Here is a 21,320-nt window from a genome sequence, read left to right as displayed (position 1 = left end):
TCTCTAATCTAGAGAGTCAATAGCCCGCCCGAGAGGTGCATTCAGATGTCGAAGTCATGGGTCAATGTTGCCGAACGCCTTGGTTCTGATCTTCATCTGGAGCTGAGCGGAGCAGGTTCGCGCCGCGTTGTTCTCGCCGCGGCATTGCGCGGGGCGATCCAGGAGGGACGGCTGGCTGCGGGAACACAGTTGCCGCCCTATCGATCACTTGCGGCAGATCTCGGCATCGCACGGAATACTGTCGCCGCCACATACTCTGAATTGGTCGCCGAGGGGTGGCTGACCGCACGACAGGGTTCGGGCACGCGGGTTGCAGAGCGCACCGCACGGGTCACACGCCAGCGTGTGCCGAAGAGGCCGGCCACCGGGACCACCGCGCCGGTGCACAACCTCCAGCAGGGCCAACCGGACACCTCGCGCTTCCCGAGGAAAGCGTGGGCTGCGTCGACCCGCCGGTCGCTCAATAGCGCACCCAACAGCGCCTTCGGTCCGGGCGATCCTCAAGGCCGGATCGAGTTACGAACCGCGCTCGCAGGCTATCTCGCCCGAGTCCGGGGCGTACGCACCGAACCCGAACACATCGTGATCTGCGCGGGATTCTCCGATGCGCTGCGCCTGCTGTTCGGCGGCGGCGTGCTGCGGGGGACGCTCGCGGTCGAGGCGTACGGCCTGGCATTCCATCGCGCACTGCTGGTGGCCCACGGTATCCGGTCCGTGCCGCTCGGCCTCGACGAATACGGCGCCAGAACAACCGAACTGGACGGGCACCGCGGGGTTCGCTCGGTGCTGCTCACCCCCGCGCATCAGTTCCCTGTCGGTGGACCGCTCGATCCGGAGCGCCGTCACGCCGCGGTCGAATGGGCGCGAGCACGGAGCGGCGTGGTGATCGAGGATGACTATGACGGCGAGTTCAGGTACGACCGCGAACCGGTCGGCGCGGTGCAGGCGCTGGATCCCGACCACGTCCTCTACGTCGGGTCGGCCAGTAAGAGCATCTCGACCGCGCTGCGACTGGGTTGGATGGTGTTGCCGGAGCGGCTGATCGAATCCGTCCTGGCGATCAAGGGCCAACGCGAACGCTGGACCAGCGTCGTCGACCAGCTCACCTTCGCCGATCTGATCATCTCCGGAGAGTACGACCGCCACGTCAGACAGATGCGCCACCATTACCGTAACCGTCGCAACCGGCTGGCAGCGGCGCTTGCCGAGCAGGCACCGCACATCGAAACCACCGGTATCGCCGCGGGACTCCATGCCGTTCTGCGACTTCCGCCCGGCACCGAGGCGTCGACGGTCAAGGCCGCAGTCTGGCAAGGCATCGCACTCGACGGTCTCTCGGACTTCCGGCATCCCGATGCCGCGCCCGCATTCGACGGCCTTGTCGTCGGCTATGCGGCCCCATCAGATGCTGCATTCGCCGCTGCGCTTGCCGCACTCTGCCAGATCCTGCCGCCAACGCCGTGAACCCCGCACCGGGTACGGCACGGGGCTTACATTCGGTTACGCCATCATCAAAAGATTCAGCAGCGCAACCTGTTTCGCACGGAGTATCCGAACCTGTGTCCGTAAGTCGCCCGTCAGCGGCTCGTCGTGCGCAATCCCAGCGCAACCAGTGCGGTCAGCGCGATCCCGCCTGCCGCAAGGTAGATCGCGGTCTGCAGGCCATCGACGGTCGCGGACCGCAGCGCGTTTCCGCCCGTGCCGTCCAGGCCCGAGTTGGCCACGGCGACAAGAACCGCCAGACCCATCGCCCCACCGATCTGCTGACTCGTGGAGGCGATCCCCGATGCGATTCCCTGGTTGGCCGCCGCAATGTTCCGCGTGGCCGCACCGAACATCAGGGTGTAGCCCGCGCCCTGGCCGATGCCGAGGAGCATCAGTCCGGGAACCGCTGTGAGGTAGGAGGCGTCGACCGAAATGGTTGCGCCGACGATCGCGGCGCCCACCCCGCCCACGACCAGCGAGCCGATCATGACCGGCCGGATACCACAGCGGGTTGCCAGCCGCCCCGCAGTCTGCGAGCCGATCGCGATCGCGATCATCGGAACAAGGAATGCGAAACCCGTTTGCATGGCGCTGTATTCATGCACGCTCTGGAAGTAGACGGTCAGGAAGTACAGAAGCGTGCCGAACGTGCCCATATAGAGAAACGTGATCAGGCTGCCGATGGTCAGGTCGCGGTCCCGCAGCAGCCGTAGCGGCAGCAGAGGATCGTCCGCCCTACGCTCGATCGCGACAAACTGCGCAAGCACGGCTACGCCCAGGACGGCCGTCCCCACGACCGTCGCAGAGCCCCAGCCGGACTCCGGACCTTGAACGAGGGCGAAGACGATTGCGGTGATCCCGACGGTGGAGGTCAGTGCCCCCGCCAGATCAAGCGAACGGCGTGCAACACGCAGCGCGTCGCGGGCGATCAGCGGGAAGGCGAGCAGCGCACCGATCAAGCCCAGCGGCACATTGACGAAGAACACTGCGGCCCAGCCGAATGTCTGGGTCAGAACTCCGCCGAGCAACGAGCCGAGAATCATGCCGCTGCCACCCGCTGTGCCCCATACCGCGAAGGCGAAGTTGCGTTCGCGCCCTTCGGCGAAGCTGGTCGACACCAGTGTCAGGGTCGCAGGAAAGAGCAGTGCCCCGCCGATACCCTGGCCCGCCCGCGCCGCGATCAGCATTGCCGGTGTGGTCGCAAGCCCACCGAGCAGCGAGGACACCGAATACAGGATCAACCCCAGTGCGAACATCCGGCGCGGCCCGAACAGGTCACTCGCCCGTCCGCCCAGCAGCAGGAAGCCTCCGAAGGCGACAGCGTATGCGCTGATCACCCACTGCAGATTCTGGGCGGAGAACCCGAGGTCCGACGCGATGTCGGGCAGGGCCACATAGACGATGTTGTAGTCGATCGAAATGATCAGCTGAGCGAAGGCAAGGAGGGCCAGCGTGAGGCCCAGTCGACGACGCGGTGCGACCTCGGTTTTGCTCAGGGCAATGAAGGACATAGCGGATACCTCTACTCTCGGGAGGGACGGATCAAGGCTCAGCGACGCGTGAGTTCCTGCTGCCAGACCGGACTTTCGAAGTAGTGGTTGTCGAACCGCTCCGAACTGTCCCGGATGTCCTGGAGCGAGGCCTCACCCTGGTACACGCGTTCGAGCAGTCGGTAGTAGTCGAATCGGTCCATTCCCGGCGTGAAGACAACGAGCATCTCGGCCTCGGAATCGGGGGCCGGAGCGAACGCGTGGGGCACGGTCGGCGGAACGGTCAGGAAGTCTCCCTGTCCGAGAGTGACGACCTCGTCGTCGACCAGGATCCGCATGGTGCCGCTCAGCACAAAGAACATCTCGGTCGCCAGGGTGTGGAAGTGTGCGGGCGCGCCCGGCGAACCCTTCTGGAACGTCGCACGATTCGCGGTCAGTGCGCTACCGGTCATGTTCGAGTCGGCAAGCAGGGTGATCCGACTGGTCGCGCCGTCCTGCAATGCCTCAGCCTGGTGCGCACGGACGAGCACGGGCTTTGCTGCATTGTCGAAGTTCATTTCTCGCTCCTCAAAGTCATTGGGGTCACCGATCTTTTCTCGGTGACACCTCTGAATCTAAGGGGGCAATCGACCCACTATATGGTGCATTTCAGGGACAGAATCGTGTGTCAATTATCTGGATTCCAGCCACGAGCGGAGGATGTTCGCCGCGACACTGCGGCCGATCCCCCCGGGTCGCTCGGGTCAGCGATCCTCCCCGAGCTCCAGACCCACCTCGCGATCGCGCCCGACTCCCAACCCCTCCGGGGCGTGCAGACGGGTCAGCAACCGCCCGACATCAGCCGGGACCCGATCGGCGGTCAACTTGCTGACCAGCACCATCGTGGCAAACGCCAACGGCACACTGACTGCCGCGGGATAACCGATCAGCACAGCGGGCCAGCCGTCGAGCATGCCGTCATCGACGCCGCCGACCGATGTCGCGAGGGCGGCGCCACCGGCGACAACACCACCGACGATCAGTCCTGCCGCCGCGCCCACCGCGGTGAGTCCGCGCCACCAGATGCCCAGCACCAGCAACGGACACAACGTCGAGGCGGCGACAGCGAACACGAGACCGACGGTGCGGGACAGGTCGATGGACGTCACCCCGACGGCCAACAGGAGGGGAAGCAACCCGGCCAGCACGGAGGCGACACGGAAGTCACGGACCCGTCCGCGCAGCACGTCGGTACTCAGGACGCCGGCCACGCTGACGAGCAGGCCGGACGACGTGGCGAGGAAAGCTGCGATGGCGCCTGCAGCCACCAGCGCCGCCAGCAACTGGCCACCGATACCCGACAACACCGAGCCCGGCAGCAACAGCACAGCGGCGTCCGACGCCCCGGTGATGAGCAGCTGCGGTACCCAAAAACGCGCGAAAACACCGAGCAGGGTGGGGAACAGATAGAACACCCCGAGCAGACCCACCACCGCCAGTGAGGTCGCCCGGGCAGCCCTGCCATCCGGATTCGTATAGAAGCGCACCAGCACGTGCGGGAGCCCCATGGTGCCCAGGAAGATCCCGATGATCAGCGAAAAAACCTGGAACATCGGGTGCTCCCCGCCGAAACCCCATCCCGGGGTGGCCCATTCACTGTGCGTCGACGGCGCGCCGGAGACCACCGGTACGGCCGATCCAGCGGCGAGTTCGAGCTCGGTCCCATCGCTCAACGTGTGTTCGCCCGGCTGCAACATCAGAGGTCCGGACACGGCGACGTCGTCGACCCCCCCGAACACATTCACCTGCAATGGGGTTGCCACGGTGACGACAACGTCGGTCGTGACGTCGACAGTCGTTGCCGTCGACACCGTCGGTGGCGCTTCGGACCCATGATCATTGCCGACGCCGTAGAAGTGGATCGCCAGGACAACGGCAGGCACCGCGATGGCGGTGAGTTTGAGCCAGTATTGAAAAGCTTGCACGAAGGTGATCGAACGCATCCCGCCGCCAACAACATTGGCGATCACGATCAGCGCGACCACCACCGCGCCGACCCATGGTGGAACACCCAGCAAAATGTTGAGTGTCAGACCCGCGCCCTGGAACTGCGGAACCATGTATAGGATGCAGATGAGGACCACAACCGCAGTCGCCAGCTTGCGTAAACGCCTGGACTGCAACCGGAATTCAGCAAAATCAGGGACGGTGTAGGCGCCGGACCTGCGGAGCGGAGCCGCCACGAACAACAACAGGCCGACATAGCCCGCGGTGAAGCCGATCGGATACCACAGTGCGTCTGCGCCGTACTTTGCAATCAGTCCCGCAACGCCGAGAAATGAGGCAGCAGAGAGATATTCGCCGGAGATGGCCGCGGCGTTCCATTTGGGTCCGACGCTGCGGGAGGCAACCAGGAAGTCGGATGTCGTGCGGGCCAGGCGGACTCCGTAGGCTCCGATGGCGACGGTGGCCACCGCTGCGACAACCAGTGCGATGAGTGTCGGGACCGGCACCGACTGTCCGGATATCGTCTGCATCTGTGGGATCTCAGTCGTCGACCAGGTCGCCGAACTCTTCTTCATTTCGGTCGGCGAGACGGTTGTAGATCCAGCAGACGCCGAGCAGCAGCGGATACACGGCAAATCCAAGGATCCACCAGGGCAACAGGATCCCGAAGATCGACACCTCGGTCAGTCCCGGAAAAATCTTCATCAACACCGGTATCGAACACAGCAGCAGCAGGGTGGGCGCGGCCAGTCGCAACGCCAGCCCCAGCTGTGCGCGCATCAGCCCACGGATGAGTGCGTCGCCGACCTCGGTCTGCTCTTGGACCTCCACCCGGGTACGGACGGTGCGCGCCCCTCGCCGCGTTGCGAGAACGACCCGCTCCCGCGGCCGCGGCGGGCCTTCTCCGGCGGTTGTCATCGGGTGAGCCGGTCCTGTCTGGGGCTACGGACAAGGCGGTCTTTGAGTTCCCGAGTGTGCCGCCGGCTCACCGGCAACTCCACCACCGCCGCATCCGGCCCCGGCCGCAGGAGGACAACCATGCCGGATCCAACCGTGCGGATACCGGTGACCAGCGACGACGACACCAGGTATGAACGGTGAACGCGCAGGAATCCGGCGCGTGCCCAACGGCTTTCGAGCGCCGAGATGGGGATACGAACCAGATGGGATCCGGTTGCGGTGTGCAGCCGGGTGTAGTCACCCTCGGCTTCCACCCAGGCCACGTCCGAGCGATTGACCAGTGTGGTCGAACCACCCATCTCGACCGGGATCACCTCGTCCGGATCTTCGATGACACCGGGTTGCGAGCCCAGGTCCGAATCGGATGTCTCCCGTTGCTCGACCACCCGCCGGACCGCCTCTGCAAGACGCTGCGCTCGTAGCGGTTTGAGGAGATAGTCGAGCGCCCCGAGGTCGAACGCGGCCACCGCCCGATCGTCGTGCGCGGTCACGAACACCACGGCAGGCGGGTTGGCAAAAGCTGCCAGCACCCCGGCCAGTTCGAGTCCGTCGAGACCCGGCATGTTGATGTCGAGGAACACCGCGTCGATACTGTCGGGACGATCCTTGATCAACCGCAATGCGGTGGTCGCGTCACCGGCCGTCAGCACCTCGGCCACCGCGTCCTCGGCCTGCAGCAGATACGCGAGCTCGTCGAGCGCCGGCCATTCGTCGTCGACGGCCAGCACTGTCAGTGCCGGCCGTTTCGTGGGCGCGGAATCCTTGTTCGTCTGTGACACAACAGGGTCTATCGTGCCACGTACGCTCCTCCTCAAACCCACCAACGCGGCGGAACTACATGGCCGAGCATCCGGCATCCACCGGCAACGCGACGCCGGTGACGTATCGGGCCTTCTCACTCACCAGCCACATCACAGCGTTGGTGATGTCTTCGGCTTCGACCATCGGTACCGGCAGCATGTTCCCGCCCATGGACGACGGACTGCCCTGCTCCGCGTGCATCTTTGCCATGTACTCGTTCATGACCATCGGTGTCGCAACCCCGGTCGGATGGACCGTGTTGACGCGGATGTTGTGCGCCGCGTACGCGTTTGCCGCCGAATGCATCAAACCAACGATCCCGTGTTTGGACGCGGCGTATCCGAACACGGCCGCGCTCCCGTCACCACCGCGTCCGATCAGACCCTGGACCGAACTGGTCAGGACGATCGATCCGCCCCGGCCTTTACGGATGATCGACGGCACGGTCGCCGCGATCGTGTTCCAGGCCCCGAACAGATTCGTCTCGACGATGTCGCGGTAGAGCTGCTCGTTTTTCGGATCGGCGATCCCAAGCGCGACCACACCGGCATTGGCGACGACGATGTCGATCTCGCCGAGTTGCGCGACACCGCCCGCGACAGCAGCCTCGAGGTCGGCCAGCTGTCGCACGTCAGCGGTATACGTCGAAATCCGGCGACCCTTTTCGGTGACCAGTCGGGCGGTCTCGTCGAGATCCTCTTTCGTGGCCAACGGATACGGAATGGAGTCGATGTCGGCGCAGATGTCGATCGCGATGATGTCGGCACCCTCTTCGGCCAACGCCACACAGTGGCTACGGCCCTGCCCTCGTGCCGCACCCGTGACCAGGGCGACCGTGTTGTCGAGTTCACCCATGGCTATCTCAGCCCTTCGCCGACGCAGCGCGATGCGCTTCGGCCCCCGCCCTCATCGTGGCACTGAACCAGACATCCTCTTCCTGGAAGTCGTACGTGCGCCACCCTTCTGACGTCCGCACAAGCTTGTGGCGATACCAGCCGCCGCAGTCACTCTTTTCGGTTTGACCAGGCAGGAGCATCGGGTTGTAGAACATCGCCCGCACCTCGGCGGTATCACCGGTGATCGTGTAGTCGATGTTGGTGATGAAATGCTGCTTCATCGGCAGCATTTTCATCGAGGCTTCCAGCCATGCGGAGATCTCCGCCGGATTGCCCGTCGGGCCACTGACTGCGGAGTAGTCGACGCGCGCATCCTCGGTATAGAGCGAGCGCCACAAATCCCAATCCTCGGAGTCGACCGCCTTCGCGTAATTCGTCAAATGCTGCTCGATTTCCAGCCTGTCGACAACCTCTTGGATATCCACCTGACAACTCCTCGCTACGAAAAATACCGATCCCAGAACAGCATTCGCACCATCAGCACAGCACGGAAACGCTATTCTCTAATTTGAAAACCTAGCTTGCTTCGTATGATCTACGTCATAATCGCCCGCTGTCAAGATGCGGGTCGCACTTGAGTATCGACACGTCAGGAAGTAGCACTCGATGAGACATATCCCCGACGAACTGGCAAAACGGTACCGAGACGACGGTTGGTGGACCGAAGAAACCATCGGCGAGCTGGCCGGTCACGGATTGGCCGACCGCGGCCACCTCGCATTCGAAGTGCACTCCGCGACCCACCCGTACGTGGGGACCTTTGCCGATGTCGAGCTGATCGCCCGCAGGCTGGCCGCCGGACTCCGTGATCGCGGCGTCGGCGAGGGCGACGTGGTCGTCGCGCAGCTGCCGAACTGGATGGAGGCCGGCGCCACCTTCTGGGCGACGTCGTTCCTCGGAGCGGTCATCGTGCCCGTGGTCCATTTCTACGGCCCCAAGGAGATGGCGCACATCATCGCCACCACCAAGCCCAAGGTGGTGATCACCGCCGAGGGCTTCGGGAAGATGACCTACGAGCCGGACCTCTATCGTGATGTCCCGGTCGTCGGTGTTGTCGGAGCGAACTTCGACGAACTCCTCGCGGATGAGCCGATGGCCGGGATCGTCAAGGCCGACCCGGCCGCGCCTGCGCTGATCGCGTTCACGTCCGGAACCACCAGTAAGGCCAAGGGTGTGATCCACAGTCACCAGACCCTGGTCTGTGAAACCCGGCAGCTGGCCGCTCGCTGGCCACGCGACGGGCAACCGCAGATCACCGGCGCACCCATCGGTCACTTCATCGGAATGGTCAGTGCGTTTCTGATCCCGATTCTCGAGGGATATCCGATTCACCTGATCGACGTCTGGGATCCGGCCGTGGTGCTCCGGCTGATGACCGAGCGGAAGCTGAAAGTCGGTGGTGGTGCACCATATTTCGTGACCAGTGTGCTCGATCATCCCGACTTCACCCCCGCGCATCTGGAGTTCATGCCCTACGCCGGCCTGGGTGGCGCCACCGTCCCGTTGACCTTCACCCGCCGACTGACCGAACTCGGCGTCACCGCCTACCGCTCCTATGGCAGCACCGAACACCCCTCCATCACCGGGTCGAAGACGACCGACTCGGTCACCAAACGTACGGAGACCGACGGCAGCTCGCTCGAAGGCGTGGAGCTGAAGATCGCACCCGACGGCGAGATCCTCTCCCGCGGCCCCGATCTCTGCATCGGATACACCGACGACGTGTTGACGGCCAACGCTTTTGACTCCGACGGCTGGTATCACACCGGCGATATCGGGATCCTCGACGAGAACGGCAGTCTGACGATCACCGACCGCAAGAACGACGTCATCATCCGCGGTGGCGAGAACATCAGCGCGCAAGAGGTCGAAGAGGAGCTTCTCGGATTACCCGGTGTCGCCGAAGCAGCGGCGGTCTCCGCGCCCGACGCCCGACTCGGTGAACACACCGCCGCGGTACTGCGACTCAAGCCGGGCGCAGCGATGCCCACGCTGGACGAGCTACGGGCGCATTTCACCACATCCGGTCTGGCAAAACAGAAGTGGCCCGAGGAGCTTCACCAACTCGACGAATTCCCCCGCACACCCAGCGGCAAGGTCCAGAAGGCTGCGATCAGGAAGATCGTGGCCGAGCGCAACCAAACGAGGGAAACATCCAGTGTCCAAAGCTGACATCGGATCCGACACGATCAGGAGATCGGCAGTAGCCCACGTTCGGCAAAGACCTTCTTCGCGGTGAGGGTGGCGTTCAGCGCGCGCGGAAATCCGCAGTAGACAGCCGAATGCAGCAGCGCCTCGATGATCTGGTGCGGCGACAGACCGACGTTGAGTGATGCATTGATGTGGACGTCGAGTTGCGGCTCGCATCCGCCGAGCGCTGTGAGCATCCCGAGGGTGACGAGCTGGCGGTCGCGCGGTTCGAGACCGGGTCGCGAGTAGATGTCGCCGAACCCCCATGCCACGACCTGGTGTGCGAGTTCTGGCGCAACATCTTTCAGCGAATCGATCACGTTCACGCCGGCTTCTCCGTCGATCGCGTCGAGCACCGATCGTCCATGGTCGTACCGTTGTTCGCGCGTGGTGGCGTCATTCATGGGTGTCTCCTGCATCGTTGTCGTTGCGGTCGCCGGACGCGGCGGCCAGGTCGTTGCGGTAGATCGCGATTTTTGATTCGAGTGCCTTCTCGTGCTGCCGCAGGGTCGCAATCTGTTCTCGCAGCCCCGCTTGGTGGACTTCGAGTAGCTCGAGCCGGGCGGCGACAGTTCCATCGCCTTGCGCACGGAGTTCGGCGTACACACGCATCCGCGAGATCGTCATCCCGGTTTCACGGAGTCGGAGCAGGAACTTCACCCACTCCACATCCGCCTCCGAATACCGGCGCTGATTCCCAGGATTTCGGCCGACGGATTCGATCAGCCCGGCACGTTCGTAATAACGAAGGGTATGCGCCGATACGCCGGTCACCAGCGCCATCTGCGCGACCGTCAGACCATGGGGATCGACTTCAGTCGGCGCATCGTCTTTCTTCATAGGATGCAGCGTAAGAGTTAGAGCGCACTCGAAGTCAACCCCAAGGTGGCGGGGCGATTCAGACCGAGATACCCGGCCGGAACTTCGGTACCCGCATGCTCACCTTGGTTCCGGCGCCGGGCGCCGTTTCGACCACCAGTCCGTAATCGTTACCGAACGCCGCGCGCAACCGGTCGTCGACGTTGGCCAGACCCACGTGGGCGCTCTCCGTGGCGCTGGGCCCGCCGGTTCCGGTGACGATCGCGTCGAGATCACCGGACCGCAGGATTTCCGGATCCATCCCGATGCCGTCGTCCTCGACGCTGATCACGCAATCCGTACCCTCGTCGGCCGCGATGATGGTGACCGTCCCACCCTCTGGCTTACTCGAAATACCGTGCCGTACCGCGTTTTCCACCAGCGGCTGCAACGCCAAGAAAGGCAATACCACGTTGAGGACCTCGGGAGAGACCTGCAGTTTGACCGACAGCGACCCCCCGAACCTGGCGCGTTCCAGCGTCAGATAGCGGTCGATGTTGCGTAGTTCGTCGGCGAGCAACGTGTACTCGCCTGCCGCGCGAAACGAGTACCGGGTGAAGTCGGCGAACTCCAGGATGAGCTCGCGGGCCTGATCGGGGTCGGTCCGCACAAACGACGCCACGGTGCCCAACGCGTTGTAGATGAAATGCGGACTGATCTGAGCCCGCAGTGCGCGGACCTCGGCCCGGTCCAGGCGGGCACGAGAGGCATCGAGGTCAGCCAACTCGATCTGGTTGCCCGCGTAGTGGGCCACCTCGGTGATCGCCGACAGCATGCCCGGTCCCGGCTGGTTTCGGGTGACCACACCGATCACGCCCACCGATCCGGCGCCGTCGGCAGGCATCGGTTGCACGATCAGCGCCCGGACACCGGGTTCATCGAGTTCGGAGGCCTTGATGAGGATCCGGCGCCCTTCGGCGGCGGCTCGAACCGAGGCGTTCGCGAACTCGGTTGCGAGCCGCTCGTGAGATCCGGTCCAGGCCAGGACCACACCGTCGGCGTCGGCGATGCCCAGTGCGTCGGCAGCGGTCAGACTCTGCAGATGCGGTGCGGCCTGCGCGGCCGAGTCGGCATTCAAACCACGCCGCAAGGGCCTGGCTGCCAGTGACGCGGTGTGCAGGGTCGCGTGTACCGCCCGCTCGGCGGGTGTCGTCAGGGTCGGGCGTGTCCGAACCCGCAGCGCCACAACGGCAATCGCCACCACCAGTACCGCGATGACAACAACGGTGATCGTGATGCCCGACATCAGCGGCTCATCACGTTGTCGGTGGGTCTGCTCAGCGATCGGCGACAGCGTAGGCCGCGCCTGCAGCCGCTGTGGTCACGGCGAACACCGACGGCCAGGCACCGATCTTCTTGGCCAGCGGATGCGACGCACCAAAGGCGACCAGGTAGCCGGCCAGCAGCGATCCGGCCACGACCGGGCCTTTCTCCTGGTACCACCGGGTGGCGCACCAGCCACCTGCCGCGGCAAGCACGACGCCGCCGAGTTCACGACGCCCGCTGTATCGAGCGGTGGCGTATCCGCCGACGAGTCCGGCGGCAACAACAGGGGCAGTCAATGGGGTACTCACCCCAACGACTCTACCGCCGCCCGGTCAGCAGCCCGGGTGTCCACACGCTTAGCGCGGTGGCTGCCAGGAGGGGTCGCGGCCGGAGAGTCCCAGTAGTCGCTCGAGGTCCGAAGCACCTTCGGCCGTCGGGACCCGCGGGCCGAAAGTCTTACCGGGACCCTGATAGTCCGGGGTGAGCATGTTGGGCGCAAACGCCGCCGACACTGCCGCAGCCTCGGGTGCGGGGTCCCATACCTGGCCCGTTGCCACCGCGAGGTCCCAGCCATGAACCACGTACTCCCACAGGATCATCGACATCGCCATGTCCCCAGGCATCGGGTGCTCGCCGAGGTAGAGCGGGCGTTGGTCGGCGCCTGCTCGCACGGCTGCGTCGAGTTGCGCTGCCGCCGAACCGATCACCTCGGCGGCAGGCCCCGCCACCTGCGGTACCTGGGCCCCACCAGCTTGTGCCCGGCCATCGGCATCGGCGAATCCGGATGCGAAAGTGCTCAGCCAGCCCGCAACGTGGTTGCGCAACTGTGCGACATCGAGTTCGGTACACGGCGTGGGCGCGGTGTCGTGGCCGTCGGTGTTCGCGACGACGACCGCGAGGTCGGCCAGGACCGGCCGGAGTAGGTCAACAGTTGAGGTGGTCATGCCATCGAGTCTTCCCCACGATCACCGGCTGTGTCTTGAAGAAATGCGACAACCGGCGTCAACGGCCTCCGGTCATGGCCTGGGTGCCGATCACCGACAACAGTTCGAGACGTTCACGGGCGGGCGTGCCCGGCTGCGGGAAATAGACAAGCAGATGTTGGTCCGCGTTCTGGGTGACCAGCGTTTCGCATTGCACGGCGATCTCACCGATCTCGGGGTGGATGAACCGTTTCACGGCACTGGTCCGGATTTCCACCCGATGTTCTGACCAAAATTCGACGAACTCTTCACTGGCGGCCTGCAGAGCTCCCACCAGTCCCGCCACCACCGCGTCGTCGCCTCGCTTGGCGGCGACGGCGCGCAGGTCACTGACGTGCTTGCGACCCATCATCTCCCAGTCCTCCGGGTTGAAAAGCCTGCGGGCCTGAGGATCGGTGAACCAACGCCAGGTGAAGAAGCGGTCCAGTCCGGTCACTGCCGATCGATCGCCGCCAAGCAGCACGTTCATCCGGTTCTGTGCCAGCGTCTCGCCGAGTTCTGAGATCACGCAGGCCGGGATGTCGTCGAGCTTGTCGAGTAGGTACAACAGACCGGGACCGACATGGGAATCGCCACCGACGCGCGGCGGTGGCGCATGTCCGCACAGCAGATAGAGGTGATCGCGTTCGTCGTCGGTGAGACGCAGAGCGCGCGCCATCGACGCGACGATCTGCGTCGACGGGTGCGGGCCTCGGGCCTGCTCCAGCCGGGTGTAGTAGTCGGTCGACATGCCGGCCAGGACGGCCACCTCGTCACGACGAAGTCCCGGTGTGCGACGGCGAACGCCTTCGGGCAGTCCCACGTCACGGGGGACGAGCGCCGCGCGGCGGCGGCGCAGGAAGTCGGCCAGCTCGTCGCGGTCCATACGTGTGCTCACGAGGACAACTCTGCCCGTTCGCGGCCTCGCGAGCCAGGGACCGGCGGTCCCCCGATAACCGGTCTCTGCCACCGGCCGCGCAAACCGTCCAGGCTGGGGGCATGAACATTCAACAGGTAACCCTCGGCAAAACAGGACCATCGGTCTCCCGCATCGGCCTCGGTGCGATGGGTATGTCCAGTATGTACGGCCCCAGCGACGACGCGTCGTCCAGCGCCACCATTCACGCCGCGATCGATGCAGGCGTGAACCTCATCGACACCGGTGACTTCTACGGAAATGGCCACAACGAGATGTTGATCGGCCGGGCGCTGCGCGAACGTGATCGCGACGACGTGCAGCTCAGTGTGAAGTTCGGCGGACTCCGTTCTCCTGACGGCGAATTCATCGGGTTCGATACCCGACCGGCTGCGATGAAGAACTTCCTCACGTATTCGCTGACCCGACTCGGGGTCGATCACATCGACATCTACCGCCCGGCCCGCCTCGACCCGGCAGTCCCGATCGAAGAGACAATCGGCGCCATCGCCGAGATGGTCGACGCCGGCTATATCCGCCACATCGGCCTGTCCGAGATGGGCAGCGACACGATTCGACGCGCTGCAGCAGTGCATCCCATTGTCGACCTGCAGATCGAGTACTCGCTGATGTCCCGCGGCATCGAATCCGAAATACTGTCGACCACCCGTGAACTCGGTATCGGGATCACCGCCTACGGCGTGTTGTCGCGCGGCCTGCTGAGCAACTCGGTCGGGGCCGGAGCCACATTCGCCCCCAACGACTATCGAGCGCACACCCCACGTTTTCAGGGCGACAACCTGACCAAGAACCTCGAACTCGTCGATGCACTCGCGACGATCGCCGACCAACGCGGCGTCAGCGTCGCACAGCTCGCGATCGCCTGGGTACTCGCCCAGGGTGATGACATCGTCCCGATCATCGGCACCCAGAAGGTGACACGGTTGTACGATTCCCTTGCCGCCCTTGATTTCAACCTCACCAAGGCGGAACTCGACAACATCGAGGCCGCTGTCCCGGCTGACGCCGCTGCCGGCGGGCGCTACGACGAAGCCCATATGGCGATGCTCGACAGCGAGCGCTGAGCGCCGGCCTCATCCGCGCCCATACACGACCACTGATCTCCAACACATTCACCTGCACTACTATTCGATGGAATGGGGATCGTCGGCGCCAGGATCATGTGGGATATCAGATTCGTCGCCGGTCAGTTCCGCCAACTTTCGGCCAACACCGCATCGGACACATCCGCCGATGAGCAATCGTTGATATCGGCAAGTATCAACTCCAACTCGAGGTACTTGCGCACCAACATCGGAATCGAAGAGGAATCAACCGGAATCTCATCAGAAGAATCTTCAGTCATCTTGCCCCCCAGCACATCTGACCGAAATCTTGCCAGTGAGCCTACTCGCGATGCCGCTGCATGTCGAATGTTTGTTCGAACATTCAGCGCACACTGTTCGACGTGCTACTTTCTAGAACGCTAATCCGTCGAAGAAGCCGAGGGTCCCCCGTGAGCAGTGACAAGCCTGTGCTTGTGCCCGATGAGACCTGCTGGAAGATCGCCGAGGCTGATCGACTCGCTGTGATCATCGACGCGGCCGACTACTTCAGGCATGCAAAGGCCGCGATGTTGCAGGCACGCAGCCGAATCATTCTGATCGGGTGGGATTTTGACACCCGGATCCAGTTCGAGCCCGAAGGCCAGACCCTCGACGGACCCAATACTCTCGGCGATTTTCTGAAGTGGTTGCCGCAGAACCGACCTGGGCTCAATATCAACCTCCTCAAGTGGAGCTTGGGGTTGGGTGCGATCAACAGGGGGATGGCGCCGGTTTTCATTCAGAACTGGCTCACCGACCCCGCTCTGCAGTTCGAGAACGATCTGGTGCACCCGGTTGGCGCGGCACATCATCAAAAGATCCTGGTGATCGACGATCAGATCGCGTTCTGTGGCGGCATCGACATGACCGTCGACCGGTGGGACACCTCCGACCACCTCGATCAGAACGATCGCCGCACAAAGCCCAACGGCAAGACCTATGGGCCCTGGCACGACGCGACCACCGCCGTTGACGGAGATGCGGCCCGAGTGGTCGGCGAGATGGCACGGGCCCGATGGCTGGCAGCAACCGGGCGCACCCTCGAGCAGGTGACCGACGTCGGGGACACCTATTGGCCCGACACACTGGTCCCGACCATGGAATCGGTCGACGTGGCCGTGGCGCGGACACTGCCGGAGATCCCGGGCCGGGACGAGGTGCGCGAGATCGAATCTCTCTATCTCGCAGCCATAGCCGCCGCCCGGGACTACCTCTACATCGAGAGTCAGTACCTCGCGTCGCGGACCATCGCCGAGGCCCTGGAGAAGCGCCTGCGCGAAAGCGGAGGACCCGAGATCGTGATAGTCCTGCCCCGACATGCCGACAGCTGGCTCGAACAGCAGGCGATGGACGGTGCCCGCCACCGCCTCCTCCAGTTCCTGTGGCAGGCCGACACCGAAAAGCGTTTCCGCGCATACCATCCGGTCACCGCGGACGGGGAGCCGATCTACGTGCACGCCAAGGTCCTGGTGATGGATGACCGTCTGCTGCGCGTGGGGTCATCCAATCTCAACAATCGGTCGATGGGCTTCGACAGCGAATGTGACCTCGCCGTCGAGATCGATCCCGACCTCCCCGAATCGAATGAGAACCGCATTGCGATCCGCGGAGTCCGGAATCGGCTGCTGAGTGAACATCTCGACGTCGACGTCGACGAACTTCAAGCTGCCATCAACAACCACTCCGGACTCGCCGCCGCCATCGACGCAATGCGCGGTGACGGCAGGACCCTTGTCGAGTTCGATCACGACATCGTCGACGGCGAGGACAGCCCCTTCGCCGAGAACGAACTGATGGACCCCGAGCAGACCCGATCATCGTTGTTGGAGAAGACGTATCGGCTGGTTGTGGGCCGACGACGGCTCCGGGCGGCAGCACACCGAGAGCTCGCTGACGCGCACTGACCCCTATAACGCGTAGCTGCGCATCACGCCCTTGCTGATGATCGTCTTCTGGATCTCGCTGGTGCCTTCGCCGATCAGCAGGAACGGAGCCTCTCTCATGAGGCGTTCGATCTCGTACTCTTTCGAGTATCCGTAGCCGCCATGGATACGGAAGCTGGCCTGCGTCACCTCGGAGCAGTACTCGCTCGTCAGGTATTTCGCCATCCCCGCGGCCACGTCGTTACGTTCACCGGAGTCTTTCAGCCGGGCCGCGTTGACCATCATCAGATGTGCCGCTTCGACTTTGGTCGCCATCTCCGCCAGAGAGAACGAGATCGCCTGGTGCTGGACGATGGGCTTGCCGAAGGTGCTGCGCTGCTGGGCATACTTCGCAGCAAGCTCGAACGCCCTGATCGCCACGCCGCAGGCGCGGGCCGAGACATTGACGCGACCGACCTCGACACCGTCCATCATCTGATAAAAGCCCCCGCCCGGCTTGTCCCCGAGGACCATGTCGGAGGAGATCCGATAGTTGTCGAACAACAACTCCGTGGTGTCTATCCCCTTGTACCCCATCTTGTCGATCTTGCCGGGGATCGTGAGACCTGGTGCCACCTCACCGAATCCGGCGGGTTTCTCGATGAGGAAAGTGGTGAGGTTGTCGTGCGGTTTGGCCGCGCCCTCGTCGGTGCGGACCAGGGCGGCAACCAGGGTGGAACTGCCACCATTGGTGAGCCACATCTTCTGGCCGTTGATGACGTAGCCGTCCCCGGAGCGCTGGGCCCGCGTACGGATCGCGGCGACATCTGACCCGAGTTCGGGTTCGGACATCGAAAAGGCTCCGCGCACTTCACCTGTCGCCATCCGAGGAAGGAAATGCGCCTTCTGCTCCGGCGTCCCGTGTTGGCGGATCATGTAGGCCACGATGAAGTGTGTGTTGATCACACCGGACACACTCATCCAGCCGCGCGCCAACTCCTCGACGCACAACGCATAGGTCAGCAGCGACTCCCCCAGTCCGCCATACTCTTCCGGGATCATGAGCCCGAAGAGACCCATCTCGCGCATCGTGTCGACAATCGCCTGCGGATAGGTGTCGGACTGTTCGAGCGCCTGCGCATTGGGGATGATGTCGCGCTCCACGAAATCGCGGACGGTGGACAAGATGTCGGCCTGCACCTCGGTGAGGTCGTGGGTCTGCGCCAGGCGCGTCATCTACGTTTCCTTCGTGGCGATGGGGGTCGACACCCGGATGGCCCCGCGCGCCTCGAGGTCGGCAATTGTGTTCTCGCTCAGACCCAGGCACTCGATGAGCACGGAAGCCGTGTCATCGCCGTTGGCAGGCGCAGGCCGGGCCGCCGGGTACTGTCCGTCGATCGACATCGGGGTGGTCGGCGCGAGATAAGAGCCGATGCGCGGCTGATCGACCTGCTGGAACATCGGATTGTCGGTGACGCGGGGATCGGCCGCGATCTGCGCGAAGGTCAGGTAGCGCTCGTAGAGCACAGCGGTTGTGCTCAGCTCCTTCTCCACCTGATCGATGGTCCGATCCAGGAACCAGATCGAGAACAGACCACTCAAGACGTCGCGGTGGCGGAATCGATCACTGTCTTTGCGAAAGTCCACGCCCAGTGCCGTTTCCAATGCGGCTACGGCGTCGGCGGTGCCGGTGACCTCGGCGAGGTCGCGGAAGTGTCGCGGGGTGACCGCGACAACCATGATCGTTTCGCCGTCGGCGGTGCGGAAATCACTGCCGTAGGTGCCGTACACAGAATTGCCGACCCGGGGCCGGTCCGGTCCACCGAGTTGCACCTCGGCCAGGTAGCCGAGGTGTCCGATCGTCGCCAGCGCAACGTCCTCGAGGGGCAACACAATTTGTGCCCCTTCCCCGGTGCTCGCACGGCGATGCACCGCAGCTGTCACCGACAGGGCCGCATACAAACCGCAGGCCACATCCCATGCCGGCAGCACATGGTTGACCGGTGTGCCGAGGGCAGTCGGGCCGGTGACGAGCGGAAAGCCCATCGCCGCGTTGACCGTGTAGTCGACTGCGCCGCGCCCGTCCGCGCGACCGAGCACCTGTACGTGGATCAGGTCGGGCCGGGCCTGCGCCAACTCGTCGTAGTCGAGCCAGTCCCGGCCCGCCGCGTTGGTGACCACAATCCCCGCTTCGAGAATGAGATCTCGGATCAGCGCGGTCGCCTCGGGATCACGAAAGTTCGCGGCCAGCGACCGTTTTCCCTGATTCAGGTTCGCCCAGTAGATCGACTCGCCGTCCTCGGTGACGGGCCAGCGCCGATAGTCCGCGGCACCGCCGATCGGGTCGACGCGGATCACCTCGGCGCCAAGCGATCCCAAGGTCATTCCGGCAAGAGGTGCTGCGACGAAGCTGGATACCTCTATGATTCGTAAACCCGCCAACGGTAACGCCTGGGGTTTGCTCTCCGGGCTCATCGGGCGGTAGGCACAGTGCAGAAGGTCATGGGTCCACCTTGCATTATGGGTCTGAAAAGGGGAAGGGAAGGCACATGCGCGAGGTTGTTGTCTGCGAGCCGATTCGCACCCCGATCGGCCGTTACGGCGGAATGTTCAAGTCGCTCACCGCTGTCGATCTCGGTGTCGCCGCGATGAAGGGTCTGCTGGAGCGGACCGGAATCGCACCGGGCGAGATCAACGACGTCATTCTCGGTCACTGCAACGGCAACAGTGAGGCGCCGGCGATCGGTCGGGTGGTGGCCCTGGACGCGGGCCTACCGGTGACCGTTCCCGGCATGCACATCGACCGCCGTTGCGGATCGGGCCTGCAGGCGGTCATCCAGGCAGCGTTCCAGGTCGGAAACGGCGACAACGAACTCGTCGTGGCCGGCGGCACCGAATCGATGAGCAACGCCTCGTTCTACTCCGTCGACATGCGTTGGGGCGGCGCACGGTCCGGCATTTCGATGCACGACAGCCTGGTCCGGGCCCGGTCGACCGCCGGTGGCCGCTTCTACCCGGTGCCAGGCGGCATGATCGAGACCGCCGAGAACCTGCGGCGCGAATATGGCATCAGCCGACTCGAACAGGACGAACTCGCGGTCGCTTCCCACACCCGAGCCGTCGCCGCACAGCAGGCAGGCATCTTGGCCGAAGAGATCGTGCCGGTGTCGGTGTCGTCCCGATCCGGCGACCAGCTGATCGACACCGACGAGCATCCGCGCGCCGACACCACTGTTGAGTCGCTGTCCAAACTGCGCCCCATCATGGGCAAACAGGATCCCGATGCCACCGTCACCGCGGGTAATGCCAGCGGTCAGAACGACGCCGCATCGCTGAGCATCGTGACCACCGCCGAGAAGGCCGCAGAACTGGGTCTGACCCCCTTGGTCAAGCTGGTGTCGTGGGGCGTGGCCGGCGTAGAACCGAAGCTGATGGGCATCGGGCCGGTCCCGGCAACCGAGAAAGCGCTCGCCAAAGCGGGACTCACGCTGTCCGACATCGACCTCATCGAACTGAACGAGGCATTCGCCGCACAGGCTCTCGCTGTGATGCGGGAATGGAAGTTCAGCGCAGACGATCACCAACGCACCAATGTGCACGGTTCGGGTATCTCGCTCGGCCATCCCGTCGGCGCAACCGGCGGCCGGATGCTGGCAACACTGGCCCGCGAGATGCAGCGTCGCGACGCCCGGTACGGCCTGGAGACCATGTGCATCGGCGGTGGCCAGGGTCTGGCAGCGATCTTCGAAAGGGTCTGACCGAGACCTATTGGCTCGACGTCTCGGTGGGCTTGCCTGCAACCAGATCTTCCAGACCCAAACCCCAATGACCGAAACGACGATCGAACCTCTCGGCCCGCTGCCGAGCGCGTTCGATCTCCTCCGGTCCATAGTGCTTACGCGCCCAGCGTGATTCCGGGCGCCCGATACGCAGCGCCGCAAACCAGGCGAGCGGCGGAATGAAAGCCCCGACGGCTGCGGTGGAGTACTTGCCCTTTTCGACACACATCAGCAGCGCGACAATGTGGACCGCTGCCATCACCAGCAGGACCACATGGCCTGCCCCGAAACCACTGTCTTCGGTGAGCGGATTGAGCCCGAGCAGAAACAGGCCGAGGACCGCGCAGGTCATCGTCACCACCTGAACCGAAAGCTGGCCCTGCTTGGACCAATAGACGTCTTGCAGGCGAAGGATCATCGCGAACTCGTCGAGTACCAGAGAGGCTCCGACCCCGATCATCACCGCGCTGATCTCTGCTCCCGGCGACGCTCCGTCGACGCCAACCGACGTGAACGCGCCGGCGATGGTCAGGACGATGCCGGGCACCGCGTGATGGATGTGAACGCCACCGGACACGTTGTCGCGGAACGGTCCCCGGCCCGCGCGGATCATCCTCGTGATGATTCGGGTGATGATGAACGTCATCAGAAATCCGACAAACGCCAACGTCAGCGGCAGCTTTCCCGCGGACACCAGGCTATCGAGCAGCGACATAGGGCAAAGTTACCCGCACGTCGTGCGTATGCCGGACATCGTGCGATA

The 21,320-nt window shown here is 64.1% G+C and carries 22 protein-coding genes; 5 read left to right on the top strand and 17 right to left on the bottom strand.

Annotation, left to right across the window (positions count from 1 at the left end; all coding sequences use genetic code 11):
* The first annotated feature begins 45 nt into the window (after positions 1-45).
* Complete coding sequence (pdxR, locus tag AC1TPF_RS04070) at positions 46-1,464, top strand: MocR-like pyridoxine biosynthesis transcription factor PdxR (RefSeq protein WP_482142739.1); 1,419 nt, start codon at positions 46-48, stop codon at positions 1,462-1,464.
* Between the two features lie 113 nt (positions 1,465-1,577).
* Here pdxR and AC1TPF_RS04065 read toward each other — a convergent pair whose 3' ends face one another.
* The 7 genes from AC1TPF_RS04065 to AC1TPF_RS04035 all read right to left on the bottom strand — a co-directional run bounded on the left by AC1TPF_RS04065 (position 1,578) and on the right by AC1TPF_RS04035 (position 8,043).
* Positions 1,578-2,996, bottom strand: coding sequence for an MFS transporter (locus AC1TPF_RS04065; RefSeq protein WP_482142738.1), 1,419 nt, complete (start codon positions 2,994-2,996; stop codon positions 1,578-1,580).
* A gap of 38 nt (positions 2,997-3,034) precedes the next feature.
* Positions 3,035-3,532 carry a cupin domain-containing protein gene (locus tag AC1TPF_RS04060; RefSeq protein ID WP_482142736.1) on the bottom strand — a complete coding sequence of 166 codons (498 nt, stop codon included), beginning with the start codon at positions 3,530-3,532 and terminating at the stop codon, positions 3,035-3,037.
* 186 nt (positions 3,533-3,718) lie between these two features.
* Positions 3,719-5,491, bottom strand: a complete 1,773-nt coding sequence (locus tag AC1TPF_RS04055) for a sodium/solute symporter (protein ID WP_482142735.1) — start codon at positions 5,489-5,491, stop codon at positions 3,719-3,721.
* A gap of 10 nt (positions 5,492-5,501) precedes the next feature.
* On the bottom strand, positions 5,502-5,879 hold the full coding sequence (locus AC1TPF_RS04050) for a DUF485 domain-containing protein (protein WP_482142734.1): 378 nt from the start codon (positions 5,877-5,879) through the stop codon (positions 5,502-5,504).
* Positions 5,876-6,649: a LytR/AlgR family response regulator transcription factor gene (locus AC1TPF_RS04045; protein WP_482144022.1), complete on the bottom strand. Its 774-nt coding sequence runs from the start codon at positions 6,647-6,649 to the stop codon at positions 5,876-5,878. The genes AC1TPF_RS04050 and AC1TPF_RS04045 overlap by 4 nt, the downstream gene beginning before the upstream one ends.
* A gap of 106 nt (positions 6,650-6,755) precedes the next feature.
* A complete protein-coding gene (locus tag AC1TPF_RS04040) occupies positions 6,756-7,577 on the bottom strand; it encodes a mycofactocin-coupled SDR family oxidoreductase (protein WP_482142732.1) in 822 nt (273 codons plus the stop codon).
* Between the two features lie 7 nt (positions 7,578-7,584).
* Positions 7,585-8,043: a nuclear transport factor 2 family protein gene (locus AC1TPF_RS04035; RefSeq protein ID WP_482136391.1), complete on the bottom strand. Its 459-nt coding sequence runs from the start codon at positions 8,041-8,043 to the stop codon at positions 7,585-7,587.
* 181 nt (positions 8,044-8,224) lie between these two features.
* Between AC1TPF_RS04035 and AC1TPF_RS04030 the strand changes: the two genes are divergently transcribed.
* A complete protein-coding gene (locus AC1TPF_RS04030; RefSeq protein ID WP_482142730.1) occupies positions 8,225-9,790 on the top strand; it encodes an AMP-binding protein in 1,566 nt (521 codons plus the stop codon).
* 17 nt (positions 9,791-9,807) lie between these two features.
* Here the strand turns inward: AC1TPF_RS04030 and AC1TPF_RS04025 are convergent, their stop codons facing one another.
* The 6 genes from AC1TPF_RS04025 to AC1TPF_RS04000 are packed head-to-tail and all read right to left on the bottom strand — an operon-like array spanning position 9,808 to position 13,780.
* On the bottom strand, positions 9,808-10,212 hold the full coding sequence (locus AC1TPF_RS04025) for a carboxymuconolactone decarboxylase family protein (RefSeq protein WP_482136393.1): 405 nt from the start codon (positions 10,210-10,212) through the stop codon (positions 9,808-9,810).
* Positions 10,205-10,648, bottom strand: coding sequence for a MerR family transcriptional regulator (locus AC1TPF_RS04020; protein ID WP_482142728.1), 444 nt, complete (start codon positions 10,646-10,648; stop codon positions 10,205-10,207). The genes AC1TPF_RS04025 and AC1TPF_RS04020 overlap by 8 nt, the downstream gene beginning before the upstream one ends.
* Before the next feature lie 58 nt (positions 10,649-10,706).
* The gene (locus AC1TPF_RS04015) at positions 10,707-11,912 is read right to left on the bottom strand and encodes a sensor histidine kinase (RefSeq protein ID WP_482136395.1); all 1,206 of its coding nucleotides are present in this window, start codon (positions 11,910-11,912) and stop codon (positions 10,707-10,709) included.
* A gap of 31 nt (positions 11,913-11,943) precedes the next feature.
* A complete protein-coding gene (locus tag AC1TPF_RS04010; RefSeq protein ID WP_482136396.1) occupies positions 11,944-12,240 on the bottom strand; it encodes a hypothetical protein in 297 nt (98 codons plus the stop codon).
* A gap of 48 nt (positions 12,241-12,288) precedes the next feature.
* Positions 12,289-12,876 carry a TIGR03086 family metal-binding protein gene (locus AC1TPF_RS04005; protein WP_482142726.1) on the bottom strand — a complete coding sequence of 196 codons (588 nt, stop codon included), beginning with the start codon at positions 12,874-12,876 and terminating at the stop codon, positions 12,289-12,291.
* 58 nt (positions 12,877-12,934) lie between these two features.
* Positions 12,935-13,780, bottom strand: a complete 846-nt coding sequence (locus tag AC1TPF_RS04000; RefSeq protein ID WP_482137286.1) for a helix-turn-helix transcriptional regulator — start codon at positions 13,778-13,780, stop codon at positions 12,935-12,937.
* A gap of 113 nt (positions 13,781-13,893) precedes the next feature.
* Here AC1TPF_RS04000 and AC1TPF_RS03995 point away from each other — a divergent pair, with 113 nt between their 5' ends.
* On the top strand, positions 13,894-14,895 hold the full coding sequence (locus tag AC1TPF_RS03995) for an aldo/keto reductase (protein ID WP_482142725.1): 1,002 nt from the start codon (positions 13,894-13,896) through the stop codon (positions 14,893-14,895).
* 122 nt (positions 14,896-15,017) lie between these two features.
* Here AC1TPF_RS03995 and AC1TPF_RS03990 read toward each other — a convergent pair whose 3' ends face one another.
* A complete protein-coding gene (locus AC1TPF_RS03990; RefSeq protein WP_482142724.1) occupies positions 15,018-15,176 on the bottom strand; it encodes a hypothetical protein in 159 nt (52 codons plus the stop codon).
* A gap of 150 nt (positions 15,177-15,326) precedes the next feature.
* Here AC1TPF_RS03990 and AC1TPF_RS03985 point away from each other — a divergent pair, with 150 nt between their 5' ends.
* Positions 15,327-16,820 carry a phospholipase D-like domain-containing protein gene (locus AC1TPF_RS03985; RefSeq protein WP_482142722.1) on the top strand — a complete coding sequence of 498 codons (1,494 nt, stop codon included), beginning with the start codon at positions 15,327-15,329 and terminating at the stop codon, positions 16,818-16,820.
* A gap of 3 nt (positions 16,821-16,823) precedes the next feature.
* On the opposite strand, the gene AC1TPF_RS03980 is transcribed toward AC1TPF_RS03985, so the two are convergent.
* Positions 16,824-18,014, bottom strand: a complete 1,191-nt coding sequence (locus tag AC1TPF_RS03980; RefSeq protein WP_482142721.1) for an acyl-CoA dehydrogenase family protein — start codon at positions 18,012-18,014, stop codon at positions 16,824-16,826.
* Positions 18,015-19,253, bottom strand: a complete 1,239-nt coding sequence (locus AC1TPF_RS03975) for a CoA transferase (protein WP_482136402.1) — start codon at positions 19,251-19,253, stop codon at positions 18,015-18,017.
* 74 nt (positions 19,254-19,327) lie between these two features.
* Here AC1TPF_RS03975 and AC1TPF_RS03970 point away from each other — a divergent pair, with 74 nt between their 5' ends.
* Positions 19,328-20,536 (top strand): acetyl-CoA C-acetyltransferase, encoded by a 1,209-nt coding sequence (locus AC1TPF_RS03970; protein WP_482142720.1) that lies wholly within the window; start codon positions 19,328-19,330, stop codon positions 20,534-20,536.
* Positions 20,537-20,543: 7 nt separating this feature from the next.
* Here the strand turns inward: AC1TPF_RS03970 and AC1TPF_RS03965 are convergent, their stop codons facing one another.
* Positions 20,544-21,272 carry a hypothetical protein gene (locus AC1TPF_RS03965; protein ID WP_482142718.1) on the bottom strand — a complete coding sequence of 243 codons (729 nt, stop codon included), beginning with the start codon at positions 21,270-21,272 and terminating at the stop codon, positions 20,544-20,546.
* Positions 21,273-21,320: the final 48 nt, after the last annotated feature.

The sequence above is a fragment of the Williamsia sp. Y853 genome, assembly GCF_056786495.1.
This window is presented reverse-complemented; position numbering and strand designations above follow the sequence as displayed.

What these genes read in the sequence shown, in the direction of transcription:
- pdxR (WP_482142739.1), top strand. Translation starts at nt 46, where the DNA reads ATGTCGAAGTCATGGGTCAATGTTGCCGAACGCCTTGGTTCTGATCTT.
- AC1TPF_RS04065 (WP_482142738.1), bottom strand. Translation starts at nt 2,996, where the DNA reads ATGTCCTTCATTGCCCTGAGCAAAACCGAGGTCGCACCGCGTCGTCGA.
- AC1TPF_RS04060 (WP_482142736.1), bottom strand. Translation starts at nt 3,532, where the DNA reads ATGAACTTCGACAATGCAGCAAAGCCCGTGCTCGTCCGTGCGCACCAG.
- AC1TPF_RS04055 (WP_482142735.1), bottom strand. Translation starts at nt 5,491, where the DNA reads ATGCAGACGATATCCGGACAGTCGGTGCCGGTCCCGACACTCATCGCA.
- AC1TPF_RS04050 (WP_482142734.1), bottom strand. Translation starts at nt 5,879, where the DNA reads ATGACAACCGCCGGAGAAGGCCCGCCGCGGCCGCGGGAGCGGGTCGTT.
- AC1TPF_RS04040 (WP_482142732.1), bottom strand. Translation starts at nt 7,577, where the DNA reads ATGGGTGAACTCGACAACACGGTCGCCCTGGTCACGGGTGCGGCACGA.
- AC1TPF_RS04030 (WP_482142730.1), top strand. Translation starts at nt 8,225, where the DNA reads ATGAGACATATCCCCGACGAACTGGCAAAACGGTACCGAGACGACGGT.
- AC1TPF_RS04025 (WP_482136393.1), bottom strand. Translation starts at nt 10,212, where the DNA reads ATGAATGACGCCACCACGCGCGAACAACGGTACGACCATGGACGATCG.
- AC1TPF_RS04020 (WP_482142728.1), bottom strand. Translation starts at nt 10,648, where the DNA reads ATGAAGAAAGACGATGCGCCGACTGAAGTCGATCCCCATGGTCTGACG.
- AC1TPF_RS04015 (WP_482136395.1), bottom strand. Translation starts at nt 11,912, where the DNA reads ATGTCGGGCATCACGATCACCGTTGTTGTCATCGCGGTACTGGTGGTG.
- AC1TPF_RS04005 (WP_482142726.1), bottom strand. Translation starts at nt 12,876, where the DNA reads ATGACCACCTCAACTGTTGACCTACTCCGGCCGGTCCTGGCCGACCTC.
- AC1TPF_RS04000 (WP_482137286.1), bottom strand. Translation starts at nt 13,780, where the DNA reads ATGGACCGCGACGAGCTGGCCGACTTCCTGCGCCGCCGCCGCGCGGCG.
- AC1TPF_RS03995 (WP_482142725.1), top strand. Translation starts at nt 13,894, where the DNA reads ATGAACATTCAACAGGTAACCCTCGGCAAAACAGGACCATCGGTCTCC.
- AC1TPF_RS03990 (WP_482142724.1), bottom strand. Translation starts at nt 15,176, where the DNA reads ATGACTGAAGATTCTTCTGATGAGATTCCGGTTGATTCCTCTTCGATT.
- AC1TPF_RS03980 (WP_482142721.1), bottom strand. Translation starts at nt 18,014, where the DNA reads ATGACGCGCCTGGCGCAGACCCACGACCTCACCGAGGTGCAGGCCGAC.
- AC1TPF_RS03975 (WP_482136402.1), bottom strand. Translation starts at nt 19,253, where the DNA reads ATGAGCCCGGAGAGCAAACCCCAGGCGTTACCGTTGGCGGGTTTACGA.
- AC1TPF_RS03970 (WP_482142720.1), top strand. Translation starts at nt 19,328, where the DNA reads ATGCGCGAGGTTGTTGTCTGCGAGCCGATTCGCACCCCGATCGGCCGT.
- AC1TPF_RS03965 (WP_482142718.1), bottom strand. Translation starts at nt 21,272, where the DNA reads ATGTCGCTGCTCGATAGCCTGGTGTCCGCGGGAAAGCTGCCGCTGACG.